Source organism: Nocardia barduliensis, assembly GCF_013315795.1.
Lineage (GTDB): Bacteria > Actinomycetota > Actinomycetes > Mycobacteriales > Mycobacteriaceae > Nocardia > Nocardia barduliensis.
The window spans coordinates 151,206-171,612 of the sequence record NZ_JABLTE010000002.1 but is presented as its reverse complement, the minus strand read 5'-3'; the positions used below and the strand labels follow the sequence as shown (position 1 = coordinate 171,612).

Genomic DNA, 20,407 nt, shown 5'->3' with positions numbered 1-20,407 from the left:
CACCGGCTCCGACCGGTACTCAGCCCAACTGCGCGGCAAGCCTTTTCGCGTTCATGTAAGCGATCGCCTCGATCGACACCATGGGGTTGACGCCCGAGGCCGTGGGGAAGCAAGACGCGTCGGCGACGACGATGTTCGCCACTTCCCAAGTGGCGCCGTCCGGATTGGTGGCCGAGTGCTCCGGCGAGCCGCCCATCCGGGCCGAGCCCATGATGTGCAGCGCCCCCAGGGAGCATTGCCCAGGGCCGTACCCGGCGGTTCGGCACGCGGCGGCGAACTCGGCGTGCGAGCTGCGCCGACCGGGTTCATACGAGACGCCGGCCTGGTGCCCGGAGAAGATGCGGTGCGCACCGGCCGCCTCCAGAATGCTGGCCGCGCCTTCGATTCCGGTATGCAGATGGGCGGCGTCGTAATCGGACAACCGGTACTCGACGATCGGCTCGCCGTCGCGGTCGACGGACACCCTGCCCGGGTCACGGTCACGCGTGATGATGCCGATCGCGTTGGATTTCGCGAAGTCGAGCATGGTGGCCCGATGGTTCTCGGCGCCGCGCCAGCTCATGAACCCGGTGGCGAGACCGGGATGGATCGGGCCGGTTTCGTAGATCACGCCGTAGCCGTTGCCGTCCAGATCGCTGTGCCTGCGGCAGATCCGGGTCTGCAGGCCGCCTTCCCACGGCCGGATCTCTTCGGAGAACACGCCGAAGACCGCGGCCGCCGGGTGCAGGCGCAGGTAGCGGCCGATGTTGTCGTTGCGCAACCCGGAACGCCGCAGCAACGCCGGAGTCTGGATCGCGCCGGCCGCCACCACGACCGCACGCGCGCGCACCTCGATCGCCGCGCCGTCGGAGGTGACCGCCGACACTCCCTCAGCCCGGCCGCCCCGCACGAGAATCCGCCGCACGTCGGCGTCCACGACGAGGCGCGCGCCCCGGTCGGCCGCATCGGCGAGCCAGGTCTTGGTCACCGACTGTTTGGCGCCGAGCCGGCAGCCGTATCCGCATCGACCGCACTCCACACCGGCGTCGCAGGCGTCGGTGACGTTGCGCGGCAACGTGTCCACTTCCCAGCCCAGGGCCTTGGCGCCGCGCTCGAGGACACCGTCGCGGGCCGACAGCATCGACCGCTGATCGGTGACACCGAGCCGCCGCTGCACCACCTCGAGCGCCTCGTCGAACTCGGTCTCGGCGAATTGACCGGCGCCGAGCGCGGCCCACTCCGCCCGGACGTCGGGCGGCGTCGGCAGCGAGGTGCTCCAGTTCACGACCGTCCCGCCACCGAGGCACGTGCCCGCGACGAGGGTGATCTGACCTTCGGCGGACGCGGGCGGGCCGGGCGCGTACAGCTGCTGCAGTCCGCCGAGCTCACCGGCACCGAAATCGCGGTCGTCGTAGTAGTTCCCGCGTTCCAGCACCACGACGTCGAGACCCGCTTCGGCCAGGACCGCGGCAGCCACACCGCCACCGGCGCCGGACCCGACGACCACGACGTCACACCGCAACTCGGTGGCCTCGGTGACCCGCAGCGGCGTCAACGCGGGGGCGGGCGCCGTCGGCAGCGGGCCGGTCGGGGCCGGATAGCCGATCTCCTTCCACAGCGGGTTGGCGCCCGACGGGCCGGGAGTGACGTTGTAGGACAGCAGCGACGCTTGTTTGAGCGCTTGGAAGATCACTCGGACCGGCTCGAAGCGGGAATCGGCGAGGCGCAGCAGCGCTCGTTCCCGCTGCTGCTGCGACAGGCTGGAGAAGCGCCGCGGACCGCTGCCGGTGAGCACGCCGGTCAGCCGGGAGTCCCACAGGTTCAGCAGCGTGGCCAATTGTTTCTTGTCGGCCTCGCGCGGGTTGCGTCCCAGGATCTGGAAGACGGTGTCGACGGCGCCTATCGCGCTCGCCGACGGCAGCGTCAACCCGTCGCCGGGGTTGAACGTGTCGCAGATCAGATTCATCGCCGCGCGTTGCTTGGCCGTTGGTTCCATTCGAACAGTCCCCTTCGTTTCGCCGAGTGAGTTCTATCACAGGATGTGAACAACCACTAACTAAACGGGTATTCGCCCTGGTCGTATCGTCCGACCGCTGGGAAGAATGCGTGGACACATACTGAAGCTTCTAGGTCACCGTGCCGTGCGTCGCGCGGCCCGGACAGCGCGCCGTGTCCCGATTCGCCTCGGCGTTCACGCCGGAATGACGATCGCCGCCGCGTATCCGACGGCCAGGAACGCGTGCACCACCGAAATGAGCGCTGCGGCGAGTTCCGCCGTCCGGTCCGCACCGGCCCGCGGCCGCGTCAGCGACCATCGAGTGAACGTCCGCTCGGCGTGCACCGCGAGGCGCAGCAATTCGGCGCGGTAGGAGCCGAGTAGCGGTTGGTCGCATGCGTTCAGCGCCGCGGCGGTGAGGTGGGCGCAGCGGCCGATCGTGACAACGACCTCGAGCAACTCGTCCGGCACCGCCGTGATGACGTAGGCGTCCGCGAGCGCCGCCGCCATCCGCGTACGTGCCACGACACCGCCGAGCGCCCGCCCCAATTCCGACAGCCTCTCCCCGTCCGCCGCCACGGATCCGCCTTCCAGGGCGGCGGTCAAGTTGCCGATCACCACGCCGACCGCATACTCGACGCGGTGCAACCGATCGAGGATTCCGGAAGCGTCGACCGGGGAGCAACCGAAGTCCGCCAGGACTGTCGCCGCCTCCACCAGCGTCGCGGCCGCCGCACGGAAGTAGATCTCCGTTCCCGCGCTCACCGGTAACGTGCCCATGTCCGCTCCCTCTGAGGTAGAGACCCTCCGACCGAATCCGTCGACTGGCAGCCCGGCCGGGGGTGGGTTTGGCGCAACTATGCGTCAATGGTTCATAACATATCGCAACAATGTGCAGGTAGACAGAAGAGCTGCGCTGGAACCGTCATTCACTTGAACAGCCCGGGGAGCCGCACCGGAACCATCGGTTACGCCCGGCGCCGTCCGACCGGCCGTTGGTCCGCACCCGGCATCGCGGGCACGATGGTGGAGCCGGGCCGATGACCGTCGAGAGGAACGACCGATGCACCGTCCGAGTCGCTGCCTGATCGCGGTGGTCGTCCTGTTCTGTGCCGCCGTCGGGTGCGGGGACACCGAGCCCGAGCCGCAGGCTGTCCGGGGCGAGATCGTGTCGACGACATCCCTGCTGAGCCTGCCGCTCGAACAGACCGCCGCGCTGCTGGCCGATGGCGGAATCCGGACGCCGGTCCGCAACGGTGTCGACGCGTTTCGGATCGACTATCGGACGATCACCCCGCAGGGCGAGCCGACCACCGCGAGCGGGCTGGTCGTTCTGCCGCGCACCGAGTCCGCACGCCTGCGGGTGGTCACCTACGCGCACGGGACCATGACGCTGAAGAGCGACGCGCCGTCGGTCGACACCCGCAACCTCCCCGACCGGCTGCGCACGGTGATGTTCGCGGCGGCCGGCTACGCGGCGACGGCACCGGACTACCTGGGCCTGGGGAACGGCCCGGGGCCGCATCCCTACGCCCACGCGCCGTCGGAGGTCAGCGCGTCGGCCGACCTGCTGCGCGCGGCGCGGTCGTTCGCCGCGCAGCAACGTCGCGAATTGGACCCGAACGTGCTCGTCACCGGTTTCTCGCAGGGCGGCCACGCCGCGATGGCGCTGGGCAAAGCGCTGCAGGCCGGAGCGATTCCCGGCTTCGGCGTCGCCGCGCTGGCCCCGATCAGCGGCCCCTACGACCTGCGGCACGTCCAAGCGCCCGCCGCGTTCGACGGGCGGATCGTGCCGGGCGCCGCGGTCCTGTTCCTCTCCTACTGGATCACCTCGATGGACCGGATCCACCACCTCTACGACGATCCCACCGAAGCCTTCCAGCAGCCCTACGCCGACAAAGTCGAAGAACTCTTCGACGGCTTCCACAACGAGCTCACCATCGTGACCTCGCTGGCGAGCACACCCGCGCAACTGCTCACCGAGCGGTTCCTCGGGTTGGCCGCCGAACCGACCGGCGCCGCCGCGAAGGCGATCGCCGACAGCGACGGCACCTGCGACTGGACGCCGCGGGTGCCCGTCCAGCTCTACGCCGCCCGCGGCGACCGGGCCGTCCCTTACGCCAACACCGAGCACTGCCTGCGTGCCCTCGACAGCGGCAGCGCCACGCTGCGCGACATGGGCGAGGTGGACCATGGCGGGACGGCCCGGGTCGCCCTTCCCGAAATCCTCAGCTGGTTCCAGCAAGGGTTTCCGCCGGACTGATCCGGACCCGAGGAAGGTCACCGCACGAGCGGCGGTTCAGTGCGAGTCGGCCGGTTGCGTCTTCGCCTCGAAGGGGAACTCGATCCGGTCCATGACGATACGGATGTCGAGGTTCGCGACGTCGCCGGAAGCGTCGAACTCGACGTCGCCCGCGATACCGTGGCCGCTGAATTCCAGCCACCGATAGTCGTCGAGGAATTCGGTCACCAAACCGCGCCGGGTCAGGTAGCTGTGCACGGCGCGCCGGTGATCGGTCAGCGGCAGCGCCCCGAAACCGTAGGCCAGCACGCGAGCGAGGCCGGAGGCGGTCGGCGCGGGCAGCTCGAAGGAGGGGTGGTCGATGAGGAACGCGACGCAGGCGCCATCGATGACACCGCAGTAGGAGCTCCAGCGGCCACAGACGATCTTCGCGGCGTCCGCCATCAGCCCGGCCACCTGATAGGGCTCCGGCGCCGCGCCGCCGAGCGCAACGGGCAGTTCGGCCGAACACAATTCGGCCACGCCGTATCGAAAACCGAACTCGCGCACCGTCTGCGCGCAGCGCAGCAGCGAGCGCGGGTAGCCCCAGGGATTGGCCCATCCCCACAGCCACGACTCCGCGTCGGCCGTTCCGAGCAGCTGGACCTCGGTGCACACGAAGGAGCGCTCGTCGCCGAGGAATTCGAGCCGACGCCCTTCCAGGTCGGCTTCCCACACGTGTGCGCCCAGCACTTCTTCCAGGTGCAGCCGGTGTTCGAGCGACAGCAGGCCCGCGTCATCGAGAAGTCTCGTCAGTGGCACGGATTGGGACACCGCGTCAGCGTAGTCAACGCGCGCCCGCGACCGCGCCTCCGACCGGCGACGTGCCCGCTACTCGAAGGAACTGACGTTGTTCACCTGGTTCGAGGTGGTGTACCCGCTGACGTGGTAAGTGATGGAGAACGAGAGGTCCGAACCCGTCCAGGTGACCGGCGACCACTCACCGGACTCGGAGAACAGAATGTAGATCTCGTGCCCTGCCTCGTACTCGGCGCTGGTGGCGCCGGGGGCCAGCACGAACAGCTCTTTGGGCTTGTCCCATTCCTGCCGGTAGACCGACACGTGCCCGCCTGAATCGTTGTGCAGCTTGTACCAGCCGGGCGAACTGCGCGTGGCGGGCTCCGGGGCCGTCGGCGACACGGTGACGGCCTTCTTCTTGATCGCCATTCTGGCGGTCTCGGTCATTCGGCTCTCCTTCGGTCCGCTGTTCTCGCCACAGTCTGCCCAGATCCGGGCGCGACTCGATTCACCCCTTCCGGGTGAAATACGACGTAGCGCAGCGACGACCGGACTCAGCCCGCGGCGGCCGGGCGGCCGGGCAGCGGGTGCGGCAGGAAACCGTCGGCGAACAACAGCATGGAGCCGCACTGATCACACCGGTAGGCATGCTGCTCGAGCACCTGCTGGCCCAGCTCACTCGGGTGATCGGTCATGAAGCCGGTATGTCCGGTGATGAAGCCGACAACCCCGAGGTAGGTGCGTTGCCGTTCGCACCACGGACACCTCAGATCGACGGCCTCCTGCCTGCGGCGGATCTCGTCTTCCTGCAGCATTATCCGGCGCTTCGCCTGATCGATGTAATGCCGCGCCTCCGACAGCGACAGTCGCTGCGGTTCGCTCCACATGCCTTCGTACACACTGTCGACGGCGGTGCGCAGGTGCGCGAACTCCGCTGCGGAACAACGCACCACGCGGGTGCCCCTGAGGCCGCCCTCGACGCGATAGGTGATCTCCGCGCGCGAGACGCCTTTCGGTAATCCCCTGTTCAGCTTCACCCGTTTCGGGTCATCCGCATCCGGCTTGAATTCGAGCCCCCGGTCCGCCACGCCATCACGATACCGGTCGAACCACTCGGCGGCCTGCCGTCGGACTGCTGGTCCGGCCGCGCTGGGGGGACCTCAGCGTCATCGCGGAAACCGCGATCACGTCGCCCAGCCCTCGGGGCAGACAACAGGCGAGGCCAAGTATAGCTATCAGCTATGACCTGTGCTCCGATTCGCTGAATTCGGTGAGACCGGATGAGTACGCCTTCAAGACAGCCCCAGATCCCTGGCGACGATCATCTTCATGACCTCGCTGGTGCCCGCGTAGATGCGGGCCACGCGGGCGTCGGTGTACAACCGGGCGATCGGATACTCCATCATGTATCCGTAGCCACCGAACAGTTGCAGGCAGCGGTCCACCACACGGGCTTGCACCTCGGTGCAGAACAGTTTGACGCGAGCGGCGTCCGCCCCGGACAGCGTCCCCTCGACCAGGTCGAGCACCGCCCGGTCGACCATGGTCTGGGCCGCCTCGACTTCGGCGGACATCGCGGCCAGTTCGAACTTGGTGTTCTGGAACGACGCGACCGGCGTGCCGAATGCCTTGCGCTGCTTGGTGTATTCGACCGTCGCGGTGATCGCGGCCCGCGCCTGGGCGACCGAGCCGACCGCGACGGTCAGCCGCTCCTGCGGCAGGTTGTGCCCGAGGTAGCCGAACGCCGCGCCCTCGGCGCCGAGCCGGTTGGCCACCGGCACCCGGACGTCCTGGAACGACAGCTCCATGGTGTCCTGCACCTTGCAGCCCATCTTCTCCAGCACGCGCCCGCGGGTGAAGCCCGCCATTCCGTCCTCCACCACCAGCAGGGTGAGCCCGGCGCGCCGGTTGCCCGGGTCGGTGGACGTGCGCGCCACCACGATCACCAGGTCGGCGAGCAGGCCGCCGGTGATGAATGTCTTGGCGCCGTTGAGCACATAGTCGTCGCCGTCGCGCACCGCGCTGGTCCGCATGCCCGCCAGATCCGAACCGGTGCCCGGCTCGGTCATGGCGATCGCGGTGAGCAGCCGGCCCGACGCCAGCCCGGGGAACCACCGGTCGCGTTGCTCGGCGTCGGCGTACTCGAGGAAGTACGGCAGGATGACGTCGAGCTGGGTGCGCACGGTGCCGAGCGTGACCAGCGCCCGGGCCGCCTCCTCTTGCAGGATCACGTTGTAGCGGTAATCACCGATCCCCGCTCCCCCGTGCTCCTCGGGCAGCGCGAACCCGAGCAGCCCCAATTCGCCCATGGCCGCGAAGATCTCGCGCGGCATCTTGCCGTCCTTCTCCCACGTGGGATAGTTCGGCGCGATCTGCTTCGCCACGAATTCCCGGACCAGGCTGCGGAACGCCTCGTGGTCTGCGCTGAACAGCTCTCGTCGCACGCCGTGCCTCCGCTCAGGACATCAGTTCGACGACGGTGGCGTTGGCGGTGCCGCCGCCCTCGCACATGGTCTGCAAGCCGTAGCGAATCCCGTTGTCGCGCATGTAGTGCAGCATCCGGGTCATCAGCACGGCGCCGGACCCGCCGAGCGGATGCCCGAGCGCGATCGCTCCGCCCAGCGGATTCATCAGGTCTTCGTCGGCGCCGGTCTCGGCGAGCCAGGCGAGCGGAACGGGCGCGAACGCCTCGTTCACCTCGAACACCCCGATGTCGGCCAGCGCGAGACCCGCTTTGCGCAACACCTTCTCCGTCGCGGGGATCGGCCCGGTGAGCATCAGCACCGGGTCCGAACCGGCCACGGCGCCCGCGCGGTAGCGCGCCAACGGCGTCAAGCCCAGCTCGCGCGCCTTGCGCGGGGTGGTGACCAGCAGCGCGGCCGCGCCGTCGGAGATCTGTGAGGCGTTGCCCGCGTGGATCACGCCGTCGTCCTGGAACGCGGGTTTCAGCCCGGCGAGCTTCTCGGCCGTGGTGCCGCGCCGGATGCCCTCGTCCGCGCTCACCACGCCCGCTTCGGTGGTGACGGGCACGATCTGGCCGGTGAACGCACCCGCGTCCTGGGCGGCGGCGGCGCGTTCGTGCGAGCGCGCGGAGTACTCGTCGAGCCGAGCGCGGGTGAAACCCCACTTCTGAGCGATCTTTTCGGCCGAGATCCCCTGGTTGAAGGCGAAGTTCTGGTAACGCGCCAAGGCTTTCGGCCCGTAGGGAACGCCGGACGCCTTCGCCGCGTTCAACGGCACCCTGCTCATGACCTCCACGCCGCCGGCCACGACGATGTCCTGCTGCCCGGAGAGCACGGCCTGCGCCGCGAAATCCAACGCTTGCTGACTGGAACCGCAGGCCCGGTTCACCGTGACGCCCGGAATGCTCTCCGGCCAGCCCGCCGCCAGCACGGAGTAGCGGCCGATATTGCTCGACTGATCGCCGACCTGGGAGACGCAGCCCCAGATCACGTCATCGATCACTGCGGGATCGAGGCCGCAGCGTTCGGCCAGCGCGGCCAGCACGAGCGCGGACAGATCGGCCGGGTGCATCCCGGACAGCCCTCCGTTACGTTTGCCGACGGCGGTGCGGACCGCCGCGGCGATAACTACCTCACGCATCTGTCATCTCCCGTTCTCGGAATTCCCGTCGGCGCGCGTCGGCGGCCGCCGGACCGTCCAGTGGCCGGTGAACCGCGGTTCGCGCCGTTCGGCGAAGGCCGCGAACGCCTCCGGGGCGTCCGCGGTGGCGAAGTTGAGTCCCTGTGCCCTGGCCTCGGCCGCGAGCGCCTCCCGAAGGGTGGCGCCGGCGCCCTCGTGCAGCAGCGCCTTGGTCTGGGCCAGCGCCACCGGGGGGCCGGCGGCCAGGCGCGCGCCGAGATCGGTGACCCATCCGTCGATCTCCTCCTCCGGCACCACCCAGGTCACCAGCCCCAGGTCCCTGGCCTGCGCGGCGTCGATCGTCTCCGCCAGCAGCGCCAGCCGCTTGGCCTGTTGCAGGCCGATCAGCCGGGGCAGCAGCCACGACCCGCCCAGATCCAGCGACAGTCCGCGCCGGGTGAAGATCTGCGCGAACGTCGATTCCGGCGTGGCGACCACGAGGTCGCAGCCAAGGGCCAGGTTCCAGCCCGCGCCGACCGCCACGCCGGTGACCTTCGCGACGGTGGGCAGCGGAAGTTCGTGCAGCAGGACCGCGACGTCGGTGAGCGCGCGCATCCGGTAGATCGGGTGGCTGTTGTCCGGCGTCGAGATATCGGCGCCGGAACAGAACGCGCCGCCCGCACCGGTGAGCACCAAGGCGCGGACTGTGCGGTCGGCCGCGACCGCGCGCAGCGCGTCGGCCAGCGCCACCCAGAGTTCGGCGTCGATCGCGTTCTTGCGGTGCGGCCGGTTCAGCGTCAGGGTGCGCACGCCGTCGAGGTCGTCGCAGAGCAACACGGGCCCACCGTTCATCCGTGCGCCCCGATCACTCCGGAATCGCGCAGCTCGGCAAGCTCCCGTGCGGTGCAGCCCAATTCGGTGAGCACGGCGTCGGTGTGCGCACCGAGGCCGGGCACCGGTCGCATCGGCGGCTCGAAACCGGCGAGGATCGCCGGTGGCAGCAGCGACGCGATAGTTCCGGCCGGTGTCTCGACGCTGCGCCAGCGGTCGCGCTCGGTGAGCTGCGGGTGGTCGAGCACGTCGGTGGGACGGTTGTAGCGGGAGTTGCCGATCCCGGCGTCGTCGGCGATCTTCTGGATTCGCGCCAAGTCGTGCCGCAGGCACCATGCGGCGATCGCGTCGTCGATTTCGACGCGGTGGCGCACCCGTCCCGGGTTGGTGCGGAAACGTTCGTCGGCGGCGAGATCGGGACGGTCCAGGATCTCCGTCGCAAGTCGCTGCCATTCGCGGTCGTTGGTGGTGCCCAGCACCACGATTCGGCCGTCGGCGGTGGGATACGCCCCGTAGGGCGCCACGGCGGGCGAACTCATTCCGAGCGGCTGCTGATCCACGCCCGTGTGCCGCGCGTAGGTCAGGTGGTAGCCCATCATCTCGGCCATGGTGTCGAACAGACTGACCGAGATCGTGTTGCCGTGGGACGCGTTCCTGGCACGCCCGCACAGCGCGGCCAGGATCGACAGCGCCGCGTACAGACCCGTGGTGACGTCGGCGACCGGAGGGCCCGGTTTGGCCGGGGCGTCCGCGGTCCCGGTCACCGCGCAGACGCCCGATTCGGCCTGGACGAGCAGGTCGTAGGCGCGTTTGTGGGACAGTGGCCCGCCCGCGCCGAACCCGTCGATCTCCACCGCGATCAGATCCGGGTGACGTGCCGCCAGCTCGCTCGGCGCGAGCCCCAGACGCGCGGTGGCGCCGGGCGCGAGGTTGGACACCAGCACGTCGGCGCGGCTCAGCAGGCGGTGCAGCAGATCCACCCCGGCGGGCGTTTTCAGGTCGAGTGTGACCGATTCCTTGCCGCGGTTGACCCAGACGAAGTGCGCGGCCTGCCCGTGGACCACGTCGTCGTAGTACCGGGCGAAGTCGCCGCCGCGCGGGTGTTCCACTTTGATCACCCTGGCGCCGAAATCGGCCAGGGTGCGGGTGCACATCGGCGCGGACACCGCCTGTTCCAAGGCGACGACCGTGACACCGGCAAGTGGTCCCGGGTCCGTCCCGGGTGGCGTCGCCGCGCCCGGCGGGCCGGGTGACTCGGCGGCCGGCGCGGAGCGCTGCGCGGGGCCTGCCATCAGATCACCGTGCCGCCGTCCACCGGCAGCACTTGGCCGGTGACGAAGGAGGCGGCGTCGGAGGCGAGGAAGACGAACGCGCCCGCGACTTCCTCCGGTTCGGCCCAGCGCCGCAACAGGATCCGGTTGAGCATCTGCTCGGAGAACCGCTCGTCGGTGCGGATGGTGTGCGTCATCGGCGTCGCCGCCAGCGGCGCGAGCGCGTTGACCAGGATGTTCTTGCGCGCCAGTTCCTTGGCCATGGATTTGGTGATGCCGATGATCGCGGCCTTGGCGGCCGAGTAGTTCACCTGGCCGAGGGTGCCGACGATGCCCGCGGCGGAGGTGACGTTGATGATCCGCCCGGTGCCGTCGGTGGGCAGGAACGGCAACGCGGCCTGCGAGCAGTTGATCGTGCCCAAGGCGTGGATGTCGAACAGTCGCCTGACCGATTCCGCGGTGGTGTCGGCGAGCATCGCGGGCGCGGTGACCCCGGCGTTGTTCACGACGATGTGCAGCACGCCGCCGGCGAGCCCGGCGGCCTGCTCGGCGGCCGCCGCCGCGGAATCCCGGTCGGTGACGTCCAGGGCGCGAGCGGCCGCGCGGCCGCCGTCAGCGCTGATCTTCTCCGCGACGGCGGCGGCCGCCTCGCCGTTCAGATCCGTGACCAGCACGGCCGCGCCCGCGGTGGCCAGCGCCCGCGCCACCGCGGAGCCGATCCCGCCCGCCGCGCCGGTGACCAGCGCCGAACGCCCGGTGAGATCGAACAGTGTCTGCTGCGTCATCAGTAGCTCCTCGGCAGTCCCAGGGCGTGCGAGCCCAGGTAGTTCAAGATCATTTCTTGGCTGACCGGGGCGATGCGCATCACGCGCGCCTCCCGGAAGTAGCGGGCCACGTGGTACTCCTCCGCGTATCCCATGCCGCCGTGCGTCTGCAGCGCCCGGTCGGCGGCGGTGAAGCCCGCGTCGGCGCACAGGTATTTGGCGGTGTTCGCCTCGCGCCCACATGATTTCCCGTTGTCGTAGCGCCAGGTGGCCTTGCGCAGCATCAGCTCGGCCGCGTCCAGCCGGGCCAGCGAGTCCGCCAGCGGGAACTGGATGCCCTGGTTCATGCCGATCGGCCGGTCGAAGACCACGCGTTCCTTCGCGTACCGCACCGCCCGGTCCAAGGCGACCCGGCCGAGCCCCAGCGCCTCGGCCGCGATCAGCATGCGCTCCGGGTTCAGCCCGTCCAGCAGATACCGGAACCCCTCACCTTCCTCGCCCACCCGGTCCTGCACCGGAATGCGCAGGTCATCGATGAACAGTTCGTTGGAGGTGACGGCGTTGCGGCCCATCTTGGCGATCGGGCGGATATCGACGTGCGCGCGATCGAGGTCGGTGAGGAACAGTGTCATGCCGTCGGTCTTCTTCGCGACGTCGTCGTAGGAGCTGGTGCGGGTCAGCAGCAGGATCTTCGCCGACTCCTGCGCTTTCGAGATCCACACCTTGCGCCCGTTCACGACGTAGTGGTCCCCGTCGCGGCGCGCGAAGGTCGTGATACGCGGCGTGTCCAGTCCCGCACCGGGTTCGGTCACGCCGAAGCACACGTGCAGCTCGCCGGTCGCGATGCGCGGCAACGTGCGCCGCTTCAACTCCTCGGAGCCGTGCACCACCACCGGATGCATGCCGAAGATCGACATGTGGATCGAGCTGGCGGCGTTCATTCCGCCGCCGGAGCGCGACACCTCTTCGGCCAGCAGCGTGGCCTCGGTGATGCCGAGGCCGTGGCCGCCGTACTGCTCGGGGATGGTGATGCCGAGCCAGCCGCCGCCTGCGATGGCGTCGTAGAACTCGGTGGGGAATTCGTGCGCCTGGTCCTTCTCCATCCAGTACTGGTCGTCGAACTTGCGGCACAGCTCGGCCACCGATTTCCGGATCAGTTCCTGATCCTCCGACAGCTCGAAATTCATGCCCTCGTCGTTCATGTCACCGGACACTTCGCACCTCCACTTCCTCGTATCGCGACCAGCTCGCCGCAGGCCGCGGCGCACGCCGGTGCGGAAGGTCGATCCAGCCCTCCCGCACCGGCGGCATCCGACGGGCGACCGCTCGGTACCGCGCGTGTGGCCCTCCGTCTCCCCAGTCGAGGCGGACGACGCGCGAGCCGATGCCCGTCCCCCGGCGCGGCAGTGCACCGAGGCGATTCCCGTGCCCGCCGCGGGTTTCCGCGGGACACGGCGTACGCCGCCTGTCCCCGGCCCTGCCGCGGACCGACGTGTCCGTGGCGGCCGCAGGAGCCCGTTGCCTCCCGCGGCCCGCCGGGTCACCGGGGCGCCGAGGCGACCTCGTCGTAGCGGATCTCGGCGCCGAGCACCCGGTTACCGAGTTCGTCGAGGTCGTAGGACTGGCGCGCCAGCCAGAACCGCAGGAAATTGGTCAGCGAGTAACGCAGGAACAGCGCCGAGCCCACCACGGTCGCCGCTACCCCGCCGAGGGCGAGCGTGATCGCGTCACGCTGGGCGAGCGCGTCGGTCGTGCCGTGCGACATGAAATACGCCAGCACCGCGACCACCAACCCCGCCACCATGAGCGTGGCACCGGTGCGCAGCCACAGCCCGGAGCGGCCTGCCGCCGGGTCGGGGATCTTCAACTCCTGCAATTCGCGGACGAAACGCTCCGCGCGAGATTCGGTCATGTGGAACTTCCTAGGTAGAGGGCTGCCAATTCGTTGCGAATTCCGCTGTCGGGGTGTCCCTGTCGCACGACCCGGCCGCGCACCAGGACGGCGGCGTGATCGGCGATGTCCAGCACGGCGGCGGCGAACTGCTCGACCAGCAGCACCGCGACGCCCTGACGAGCGATCTCGGCGACCTCGTCGTAGAGCCTGCCGACCACCAGAGGGGCCAGGCCCATGGACAGTTCGTCCAGCAGCAGCACGGCGGGATTCGTCACCAGGCCGCGGGCCAACGCCAGCATCTGCTGCTCGCCGCCGGACATGGTGCCCGCGATCTGGCCCGCGCGTTCGCCGAGGATCGGGAACCGGCTGAAGGCGAGCTCCTCGATCTCCTCGCGCGACCGCCCGGTGAAGGTCATCATCAGCAGGTTGTCGCGCACGGTGAGATTCGGGAACACGCCGCGGCCCTCGGGGATCAGGCAGACGCCCGCGCGGGCCAGGTCGCGCGGGTCGGCGCCGGTCACGTCGCGCCCGCCGAGCACCAGCCGCCCCGAGGCGACCGGGTGAATGCCCGCGATGACCTTCAGCGCGGTGGTCTTGCCCGCACCGTTGGGCCCGAGCAGCGCCACCACCTGCCCGGCCGCGACGTCCAAGTCGACGCCGTGCAGCACGGTGATGGCGTCATAGGCGGCGCGCACTTCGCGCAGCGCGAGGAGAGCGGCGGGGTCGGGCGGCGTTGCCGTCGTAACTGTTTCGGTTGCGCTCTGCACGCTCATACGTCTCCCAGATAGGCCGCGAGGACGGTCTCGTCGGCGCGGATCACCGCGGGCGGGCCGGAGGCGATCACCTTGCCGAGATCGAGCACGAACACCTCGTCGCAGACGTTCATCACCAAGCCCATGTCGTGTTCCACCAGCAGCACCGCGGTGCCGTCGTCGGCCAGGGAACGCAGCAGTTCGCCGAACCGCTCGGTCTCGGTGTGGTCTTGTCCGGCGGCAGGCTCGTCGAGCAGGATCAGGCTGGGCCGCGCCGCGATGGCCCGTCCCACTTCGACCAGGCGGCCGGTGCCGGTCGGCAGTTCGTCGGCGGAGGCGTCCGCGATCTCGTGCAGGCCGAGCCGATCGATGATCTCGGTGACGATCCGGGCGGCATGCCTGCGCTGCGGGCCGAGTTCGGCGGCGACCAACAGGTTGTCGCGCACGCTCAACCTGCCGAACAGCTCCAGCCGCTGGAAGGTGCGCGCCAGGCCGTGACGGGCCCGGCGGGACGGGCCGAGCCGGGTGACGTCGGCACCGTCGATGGCCACGCGTCCCTTCGTCGGCTTGCGCAGCCCGCAGATCACGTCGAACAGCGTGCTCTTGCCCGCGCCGTTCGGGCCGATCAGTCCGGTCACCGCGCCGCGTTCGGCGCGCAACCCGGCGCCGTCGAGTGCGCGGTTGCCGCCGAACACTACGGTGACATCGTCAACTTCCAGTAGCGACGGCACGGTCGAGCACCTCCTCGTCTTCGGATGTCCACGGCCGCCGCACACCCCACCACTCGACCGGCACCTGCGCCGGGTCCGGAGCGGGCCGGGAGCGCACGCCGTGCCAGACGCGCGCGGCCACCGCGGCGACCACCACGCCGAGGGTGAAGCCCCAGCCGTCGACGACGTCGATCAGCCGCAGCCCCCACAGCCCCAGGATCACCAGCACGAGCAGCGGGGCCACGATCCGGTCCCGCAGCATCGGCACCCAGTCCTTGCGCATCGAGGCGATCGCCCCCTCCTTCAGCACGCCACCGCCGAAGGCGATCCCGCCGAGTGCGGGCAGCACCTGCGCCAGGTTCTGCAATCCCGGCCACAGCACGGGGATCACGTTCAACGGTCCGGCGAAGACGGCGCCGGTGAACATGCCAGCGCCGACCGCGCCGAGACCGGCGATGGTCACGATCAGGAAGATCGGCAATCCGGCCACCAGATTGAACTGCTCGGGCGCGACCGCCCGCACTTGCATGCCGTAGAGCGCACCGCCCAGTCCGGCGATGGCGGCCGCGAGCGCGAAGACCAGCACGCGCGCCGCCAGCAGACTGCCGCCGAGGGTGGCGTAGGCGGCCTCGCTGTCGCGCAGGGCGATCAGGCGACGCCCGAATCGGCTGCGCCGCAACGCGGCCACCGCCAGGCCCGCCACGGCCAGGCACACCGCGGCGAAGACGGTCACCTCGGCGGTGGTGTCCAGCTTCAGGCCGAACAGATCCGGCCCGACCAGTGACACCGAGCCCTGGTCGAACAACGCGATCCGCACGCCGAGGATCTCGAAGGAGGGCAGGGTGAAGATCCAGCGATCCAGGATGACGGCGAACGCCGCGGTCGCCAGGGCCAGATACACTCCCGACAGCCGCAGCGCTGGCACCGCGACCACCGCTCCCACCACCCCGGCGATGCCCATCGCGGCGAACAGCGCCCACCACTGGCCGTCCGGTCCCAGGTGCGCGTAGGCCACCGCGCCCACACCGGCCAAACTGAGCTGGCACAGCGAGATCTGGCCCGCGAAGCCGAGCAGCGGGACGTACGACAGCGCGATCACGCCCCAGGCGAACATCGCACCGTAGGTGATCAAATCGGATTCGGTGAGCATGGTCGCCAGCATCAGGCCGAGCACGATCACGGCCGCGGCGAAGACCACCGAACCGTTGATCGAGGGCAGCGGCACCGGGCTGAGTTTGCGGTCGCGCCCGCGCAACCTGCCGTGCGGGAACACCAGCAGCGCCACGAACAGCAGCAGAGCGGGCGCCGCGAGCCGCAGACCGGGCAGATAGTCGTTCTGCGGCAGGTACCCGGTGAGGTAGCTCTCCAGCAGGCCGACCACCACCGCGCCCGCGAAGGTCATCGGCAGGTTCCGCAGCCGCCCGAAAATGGCGGCGGTGTAGGCGCTGACGATCAGCAGCGACAGTTGCGCGGCGTCCAGCGCCACGGTCGGCGCGATGAGGATTCCGCCGATCGCGGCCAGCTCGATGCCGAGGATCCAGGCGAACCGGTTGGCTCGCCGCGGATCGGCGCCGGTGAGGCCGACCAGCGCGCGATCGTCCACGGTCGCGCGCATCTCCGCGCCGATCCTGGTGCGGTACAGCAGGATGCGCAGCCCGACCGCGACCGTCACGGCAACGGCCATGGTGAGGGCCTGATGCCAGGTGAGGATGACCGGGCCGAGGTCGATCGAGGGCCGGTCGGCGAAAAACCTGGTGAGCGACCGCGACTCGTTGGGGTTCCAGATCCAGCGCGCCAGCACGATGAGACCACTGAGCAAAGCGATCGTCATCACGAGTTTCTCGGCGTCACCCAGTCCCTGGGTCGGCGCCAGCGCTTTGCCGAACAGCAACCCGAACAGCGGCGCGAACACCAGCAGCACCGCGACGATCGCGATCGGCGCCGGCCATCCCCAGCCGATGGTGAGCTGCCAGTAGACGAACGCCGAAATCATTCCCGCGGCGCCGTGCGCGAAGTTGAACACACCGGTCGTGGTGTAGGTGAGCACCAGTCCGCTGCCGATCACGGCATAGATCGCCGCGGTGCTGAGGCCGACGATCCCGAAGGCGATGAACTGCTCCATCAGCGCGAATACTCCGTCACTTCAGGTCGCTCATGCTCTTGCCGACATCGGCGAGGGTCAGCGGCTTGCCGAAATCGCGGGTGTACTTGTACGGGGTGAACCCGCAACGGAATACGCCGTTGTTCGGCTTGAAGTCCGCCGTCTTCCAGCCCTCCGGCGTGGCCTGCTGGACGTTGAAGCACCGCGTCTGCTCGGCCATCGGCCGGGACAGGTCGACCGGCGCCTGCAATCCGCCGCCGGTCCATGCCGTCTCCTTGTGCGCGGCGTTGTACACGCACGCGCGAGTCAGGTTGTCACCGCAGCTGCCTGCCGACTTGGCGAACAGCAACCACGACTGGAAGGCCCGCAGCACCTGGAAGGTGATCGCGCTGCTGGGCGCGTACTGCTCGAACAGGTCCTTCAACTGCTGCACCGCGGGCACCTGCGCGGCCGCGTCCAGCGGCGCGGTCCCGCTCAGGTCGGCGTAGTTGTTCTGCGTGGCCAGCGAGCTCTTGGTGACGTCGAGGAACGACTGGTTGTAGGAGTTGGCGTTGGCGTCGATCCAGTCCAGCTTGTAGTTCATGCTGGTGAGCACGTCCTGCAGTTTGGCGAGGTAGCGGTACTCGCCGAAGAAGATCAGGCCCTTGACGTTGTTGGCCTTGATCGCCTGTGCGTACGGCGTCCAGTCGGAGACGCCCGCGAGTGGGTAGAGATCGTTGTAGACGATCTTCGCGCCGTTGGCGGTCAAGGATTCGGTGAGCTTCTCTCCCATGACCTTGGTGATCGGCGAGTCGCCGTTGATCATCCCCACCGCGCCCGCCGAGTCGGGGTAGGCCTCTTTGATCAGCCAGTCCTGGAAGCCGGTGTACGGATTGACCGCTTCGGAGGCGGAGGAACCGCCGCCAAGCTGCAGGTCGGAGCCGGTGTTGGCGGTCTGGGTGACCTGGGCGGGGAATTCCGGCAGCAGGCACGACAGCCGGTCCTTCACACCCAGCCCGTCCAGCGCCGCGCTCCCGCCGACGAGGACGAAGTCCTCCCGGCAGGCCTCCAGCATGCGCTGGCGCACCTCCATGAGCTTGGTGTCGCGCAGGTTGGTCACCAGCTTGCGCCCGTTGATGCCGCCTGCGGCGTTGCACCAGGAGGTGAACACCTTCGCCGCGTCGACAAGATCGGGATTCTTCGTGAAACCGATGTCGGAGAAGACCCCGATCTCGATCTCCGTGGCCGTGACGCCCTGCGCCGAGGCGCTTTTCGCGTTCCCGGGCTGACAGACGCTGGTCAGGTCGCCGAAGTTGCCCGACGCGGCCGGGCCCGAATCCTCGTCCGTTCCGCGCCCGCCGCCCTCGCGGCCGCACCCGGCCACCAAGAGCGCGATCGTCAGCGCGGCAACGATCATCCGCTGCGGTTTCACCGTAGTTCCTCCTCCGTGGGCTGTTCGGCGCCCGATGGGTGGCCGGGGCTTTCGCCGACGTCTCGCCCTTCGCTCGTCGATGAGCAGCGCGTGCCCGAGGGCACACTCGCTGTCAGGGAAACTATCTTCTCAGATTTGGATAATCAATATCTGCTCTTTGGAGAGCGTCATCCGCACCGAGGCTCGGCGGCGGCGGCCGGACCGGTCCGCACCCGCCGCCGGATCACTCCCGCACCCTCGCCGTTGACAGTGCCGCAGCCACATGGAAATCTACTAGTTGATTTTGAGAATGCTATTCTCATTTCGGACGTACGGAGGTGCGCGCCCACCCGAATGGACGGCGAGCGCCGGCGGCGACCCGTCACCCCGAGAGCGCCTCGCGGACAGCCGGGGAACCAAGCCGCCGACTCGACCGGTCCGGCCCACCGGGCACGGCATCGACACCTCCGGCACATCGCCGGACCACGAAAGGTAATCCGTTGGCACACTTCACCAAACCCGCTGCGGGGAGCTGGACGCAGAACTATCCCGAGCTGGGTACCGAGCCGGTCGACTACACCGACTCGATCGACCCGGCCTTCTACGAGGACGAGCGTCAGGCGATCTTCCGCAAGACCTGGCTCAACGTCGGCCGGGTCAACCGGCTGCCACGGGTCGGCAACTACTTCACCAAGGAACTGGCCTGCGCGGGCACCTCACTGATCGTCGTCAAGGACAACGACGGCGCGGTGCGGGCCTTCCACAACATCTGCCGCCATCGCGGCAACAAGCTGGTCTGGGACGACTATCCCGGGGAGGAGACCTCCGGCACCTGCCGCCAGTTCACCTGCAAGTACCACGCCTGGCGCTACAGCCTCAAAGGCGAACTCACCTTCGTGCAGCAGGAGAAGGAGTTCTTCGACCTGGACAAGGACAAGTTCGGCTTGAAACCGGTGCGCTGCGAGGTGTGGGAGGGCTTCATCTTCGTCAACCTCGACGACAACGCCAAGCCGCTCACCGAATACCTGGGTCCGCTGGCCAAGGGGCTCGAGGGGTACCCGTTCGACCAGATGACCGAGGTCTTCAGCTACAAGGCCGAGGTCGGCAGCAACTGGAAACTGTTCATCGACGCGTTCGCCGAGTTCTACCACGCACCGGTCCTGCACCAGAAGCAAGCGGTCAAGGACGAGGCCGACAAGCTCTACGACGTCGGCTACGAAGCGCTGCACTACGAGATCGCGGCCCCGCACTCGATGATCTCCTCATGGGGCGGGATGGCCCCGCCGAAGGACCCGACGATGGTCAAGCCGATCGAGCGTGAACTGCGCAGCGGCCTGTTCGGCCCCTGGGACCGGCCCGACATCGAAGGCCTGGACCCGCTGCCGCAGGGCATCAACCCGGCCAAGCATCGCGCGTGGGGCGTCGACGAATTCGAGTTCTTCCCCAACTTCTCCCTGCTGTTCTGGGCGCCGGGCTGGTACCTGACCTACCACTACTGGCCGACGGCCGTGGACCGGCACATCTTCGAGGCCAGCCTGTATTTCGTGCCCGCGAGCAACGCCCGGGAGCGGCTGGCCCAGGAACTGGCCGCGGTGACCTTCAAGGAATACGCGCTGCAGGACGCGAACACCCTGGAGGCGACCCAGACCATGATCGCCACCCGCGAGGTCACCGAGTTCCCGCTCAACGACCAGGAGATCCTGCTCCGCCACCTGCACAAGACCGCACAGAAGATCGTCGAGGAGTACCGCGATGGCCGCGCCCACTGACCAGCAGACCGACCAGGCGAACGCCGCGCCGCTGCCCGCCGAGTTCGCCGACCTGGCGCAGTTCTCGGACTGGATTCTCGCCACGGAGCCCGAGCGCTACGCCAAGCGGCTGGCCTCCTCCATGGACCAGATGCAGCGGCTGTACGACACCGTGTTCCCGCGTTTGCAGCCCGCCCTGGATTACCTCGACAAGCACGACTGGAAGGATTTGCCCGACGAGGCCCGCAATCTGTTCCACCTGTTGCAATCGCTGGTGATGGTGTCGTTCCCGGTCGAGGTGTGGAAGCAGCCGCGGGTGCCGGATTCCGGTGCGGCGTACCTGGATATCGTCCGCGAGCCGGTGGTCTGA

General features: G+C 68.9%; 19 protein-coding genes. 3 read left to right on the top strand and 16 right to left on the bottom strand.

What is annotated here, in order from left to right; all coding sequences use genetic code 11:
• Positions 1-19: 19 nt before the first annotated feature.
• A complete protein-coding gene (locus HOV91_RS02125) occupies positions 20-1,975 on the bottom strand; it encodes a GMC family oxidoreductase (RefSeq protein ID WP_174183696.1) in 1,956 nt (651 codons plus the stop codon).
• A 195-nt stretch (positions 1,976-2,170) separates the two neighbouring features.
• Positions 2,171-2,755, bottom strand: coding sequence for a hypothetical protein (locus HOV91_RS02120; RefSeq protein WP_174183695.1), 585 nt, complete (start codon positions 2,753-2,755; stop codon positions 2,171-2,173).
• Between the two features lie 283 nt (positions 2,756-3,038).
• On the opposite strand from HOV91_RS02120, the gene HOV91_RS02115 reads away from it, so the two are divergent.
• The gene (locus HOV91_RS02115; RefSeq protein ID WP_174183694.1) at positions 3,039-4,238 is read left to right on the top strand and encodes an alpha/beta hydrolase family protein; all 1,200 of its coding nucleotides are present in this window, start codon (positions 3,039-3,041) and stop codon (positions 4,236-4,238) included.
• Between the two features lie 36 nt (positions 4,239-4,274).
• On the opposite strand, the gene HOV91_RS02110 is transcribed toward HOV91_RS02115, so the two are convergent.
• From HOV91_RS02110 to HOV91_RS02045, 14 genes are all read right to left on the bottom strand, one after another.
• Positions 4,275-5,030, bottom strand: a complete 756-nt coding sequence (locus tag HOV91_RS02110; protein WP_174183693.1) for a DUF6882 domain-containing protein — start codon at positions 5,028-5,030, stop codon at positions 4,275-4,277.
• Positions 5,031-5,087: 57 nt separating this feature from the next.
• Positions 5,088-5,441, bottom strand: a complete 354-nt coding sequence (locus HOV91_RS02105; protein WP_174183692.1) for a hypothetical protein — start codon at positions 5,439-5,441, stop codon at positions 5,088-5,090.
• Positions 5,442-5,548: 107 nt separating this feature from the next.
• Positions 5,549-6,082 (bottom strand): hypothetical protein, encoded by a 534-nt coding sequence (locus HOV91_RS02100; protein WP_174183691.1) that lies wholly within the window; start codon positions 6,080-6,082, stop codon positions 5,549-5,551.
• A 204-nt stretch (positions 6,083-6,286) separates the two neighbouring features.
• On the bottom strand, positions 6,287-7,438 hold the full coding sequence (locus tag HOV91_RS02095; RefSeq protein WP_174183690.1) for an acyl-CoA dehydrogenase family protein: 1,152 nt from the start codon (positions 7,436-7,438) through the stop codon (positions 6,287-6,289).
• A 13-nt stretch (positions 7,439-7,451) separates the two neighbouring features.
• On the bottom strand, positions 7,452-8,597 hold the full coding sequence (locus HOV91_RS02090; RefSeq protein ID WP_174183689.1) for a thiolase family protein: 1,146 nt from the start codon (positions 8,595-8,597) through the stop codon (positions 7,452-7,454).
• Between the two features lie 3 nt (positions 8,598-8,600).
• Positions 8,601-9,428 carry an enoyl-CoA hydratase/isomerase family protein gene (locus HOV91_RS02085; RefSeq protein WP_174183688.1) on the bottom strand — a complete coding sequence of 276 codons (828 nt, stop codon included), beginning with the start codon at positions 9,426-9,428 and terminating at the stop codon, positions 8,601-8,603.
• Positions 9,425-10,699: a CaiB/BaiF CoA transferase family protein gene (locus tag HOV91_RS02080; protein ID WP_174183687.1), complete on the bottom strand. Its 1,275-nt coding sequence runs from the start codon at positions 10,697-10,699 to the stop codon at positions 9,425-9,427. The genes HOV91_RS02085 and HOV91_RS02080 overlap by 4 nt, the downstream gene beginning before the upstream one ends.
• Positions 10,699-11,463 carry an SDR family NAD(P)-dependent oxidoreductase gene (locus HOV91_RS02075; RefSeq protein WP_174183686.1) on the bottom strand — a complete coding sequence of 255 codons (765 nt, stop codon included), beginning with the start codon at positions 11,461-11,463 and terminating at the stop codon, positions 10,699-10,701. Before HOV91_RS02075 ends, HOV91_RS02080 begins: the two co-directional genes overlap by 1 nt.
• Entirely contained in the window at positions 11,463-12,629 is a 1,167-nt protein-coding gene (locus HOV91_RS02070) for an acyl-CoA dehydrogenase family protein (protein WP_174183727.1), read from the bottom strand. The genes HOV91_RS02075 and HOV91_RS02070 overlap by 1 nt, the downstream gene beginning before the upstream one ends.
• Positions 12,630-12,982: 353 nt before the next feature.
• Positions 12,983-13,354 carry a hypothetical protein gene (locus HOV91_RS02065; protein WP_174183685.1) on the bottom strand — a complete coding sequence of 124 codons (372 nt, stop codon included), beginning with the start codon at positions 13,352-13,354 and terminating at the stop codon, positions 12,983-12,985.
• Positions 13,351-14,109 (bottom strand): ABC transporter ATP-binding protein, encoded by a 759-nt coding sequence (locus tag HOV91_RS02060; RefSeq protein WP_174183684.1) that lies wholly within the window; start codon positions 14,107-14,109, stop codon positions 13,351-13,353. Before HOV91_RS02060 ends, HOV91_RS02065 begins: the two co-directional genes overlap by 4 nt.
• Positions 14,106-14,819, bottom strand: coding sequence for an ABC transporter ATP-binding protein (locus tag HOV91_RS02055; protein WP_174183683.1), 714 nt, complete (start codon positions 14,817-14,819; stop codon positions 14,106-14,108). The genes HOV91_RS02060 and HOV91_RS02055 overlap by 4 nt, the downstream gene beginning before the upstream one ends.
• Complete coding sequence (locus HOV91_RS02050; protein WP_174183682.1) at positions 14,797-16,920, bottom strand: branched-chain amino acid ABC transporter permease; 2,124 nt, start codon at positions 16,918-16,920, stop codon at positions 14,797-14,799. Before HOV91_RS02050 ends, HOV91_RS02055 begins: the two co-directional genes overlap by 23 nt.
• Positions 16,921-16,936: 16 nt before the next feature.
• Positions 16,937-18,295: an ABC transporter substrate-binding protein gene (locus tag HOV91_RS02045; protein WP_174183726.1), complete on the bottom strand. Its 1,359-nt coding sequence runs from the start codon at positions 18,293-18,295 to the stop codon at positions 16,937-16,939.
• 494 nt (positions 18,296-18,789) lie between these two features.
• Between HOV91_RS02045 and HOV91_RS02040 the strand changes: the two genes are divergently transcribed.
• Positions 18,790-20,058 (top strand): aromatic ring-hydroxylating oxygenase subunit alpha, encoded by a 1,269-nt coding sequence (locus tag HOV91_RS02040; RefSeq protein WP_174183681.1) that lies wholly within the window; start codon positions 18,790-18,792, stop codon positions 20,056-20,058.
• Positions 20,042-20,407, top strand: a complete 366-nt coding sequence (locus HOV91_RS02035; RefSeq protein WP_174183680.1) for a hypothetical protein — start codon at positions 20,042-20,044, stop codon at positions 20,405-20,407. Before HOV91_RS02040 ends, HOV91_RS02035 begins: the two co-directional genes overlap by 17 nt.

Excerpts from the sequence above, each read along its gene's own strand:
- HOV91_RS02125 (WP_174183696.1), bottom strand. The coding sequence starts at position 1,975 with ATGGAACCAACGGCCAAGCAACGCGCGGCGATGAATCTGATCTGCGAC.
- HOV91_RS02120 (WP_174183695.1), bottom strand. The coding sequence starts at position 2,755 with ATGGGCACGTTACCGGTGAGCGCGGGAACGGAGATCTACTTCCGTGCG.
- HOV91_RS02115 (WP_174183694.1), top strand. The coding sequence starts at position 3,039 with ATGCACCGTCCGAGTCGCTGCCTGATCGCGGTGGTCGTCCTGTTCTGT.
- HOV91_RS02105 (WP_174183692.1), bottom strand. The coding sequence starts at position 5,441 with ATGACCGAGACCGCCAGAATGGCGATCAAGAAGAAGGCCGTCACCGTG.
- HOV91_RS02090 (WP_174183689.1), bottom strand. The coding sequence starts at position 8,597 with ATGCGTGAGGTAGTTATCGCCGCGGCGGTCCGCACCGCCGTCGGCAAA.
- HOV91_RS02085 (WP_174183688.1), bottom strand. The coding sequence starts at position 9,428 with ATGAACGGTGGGCCCGTGTTGCTCTGCGACGACCTCGACGGCGTGCGC.
- HOV91_RS02080 (WP_174183687.1), bottom strand. The coding sequence starts at position 10,699 with ATGGCAGGCCCCGCGCAGCGCTCCGCGCCGGCCGCCGAGTCACCCGGC.
- HOV91_RS02075 (WP_174183686.1), bottom strand. The coding sequence starts at position 11,463 with ATGACGCAGCAGACACTGTTCGATCTCACCGGGCGTTCGGCGCTGGTC.
- HOV91_RS02070 (WP_174183727.1), bottom strand. The coding sequence starts at position 12,629 with ATGAATTTCGAGCTGTCGGAGGATCAGGAACTGATCCGGAAATCGGTG.
- HOV91_RS02065 (WP_174183685.1), bottom strand. The coding sequence starts at position 13,354 with ATGACCGAATCTCGCGCGGAGCGTTTCGTCCGCGAATTGCAGGAGTTG.
- HOV91_RS02060 (WP_174183684.1), bottom strand. The coding sequence starts at position 14,109 with ATGAGCGTGCAGAGCGCAACCGAAACAGTTACGACGGCAACGCCGCCC.
- HOV91_RS02050 (WP_174183682.1), bottom strand. The coding sequence starts at position 16,920 with ATGGAGCAGTTCATCGCCTTCGGGATCGTCGGCCTCAGCACCGCGGCG.
- HOV91_RS02045 (WP_174183726.1), bottom strand. The coding sequence starts at position 18,295 with ATGATCGTTGCCGCGCTGACGATCGCGCTCTTGGTGGCCGGGTGCGGC.
- HOV91_RS02035 (WP_174183680.1), top strand. The coding sequence starts at position 20,042 with ATGGCCGCGCCCACTGACCAGCAGACCGACCAGGCGAACGCCGCGCCG.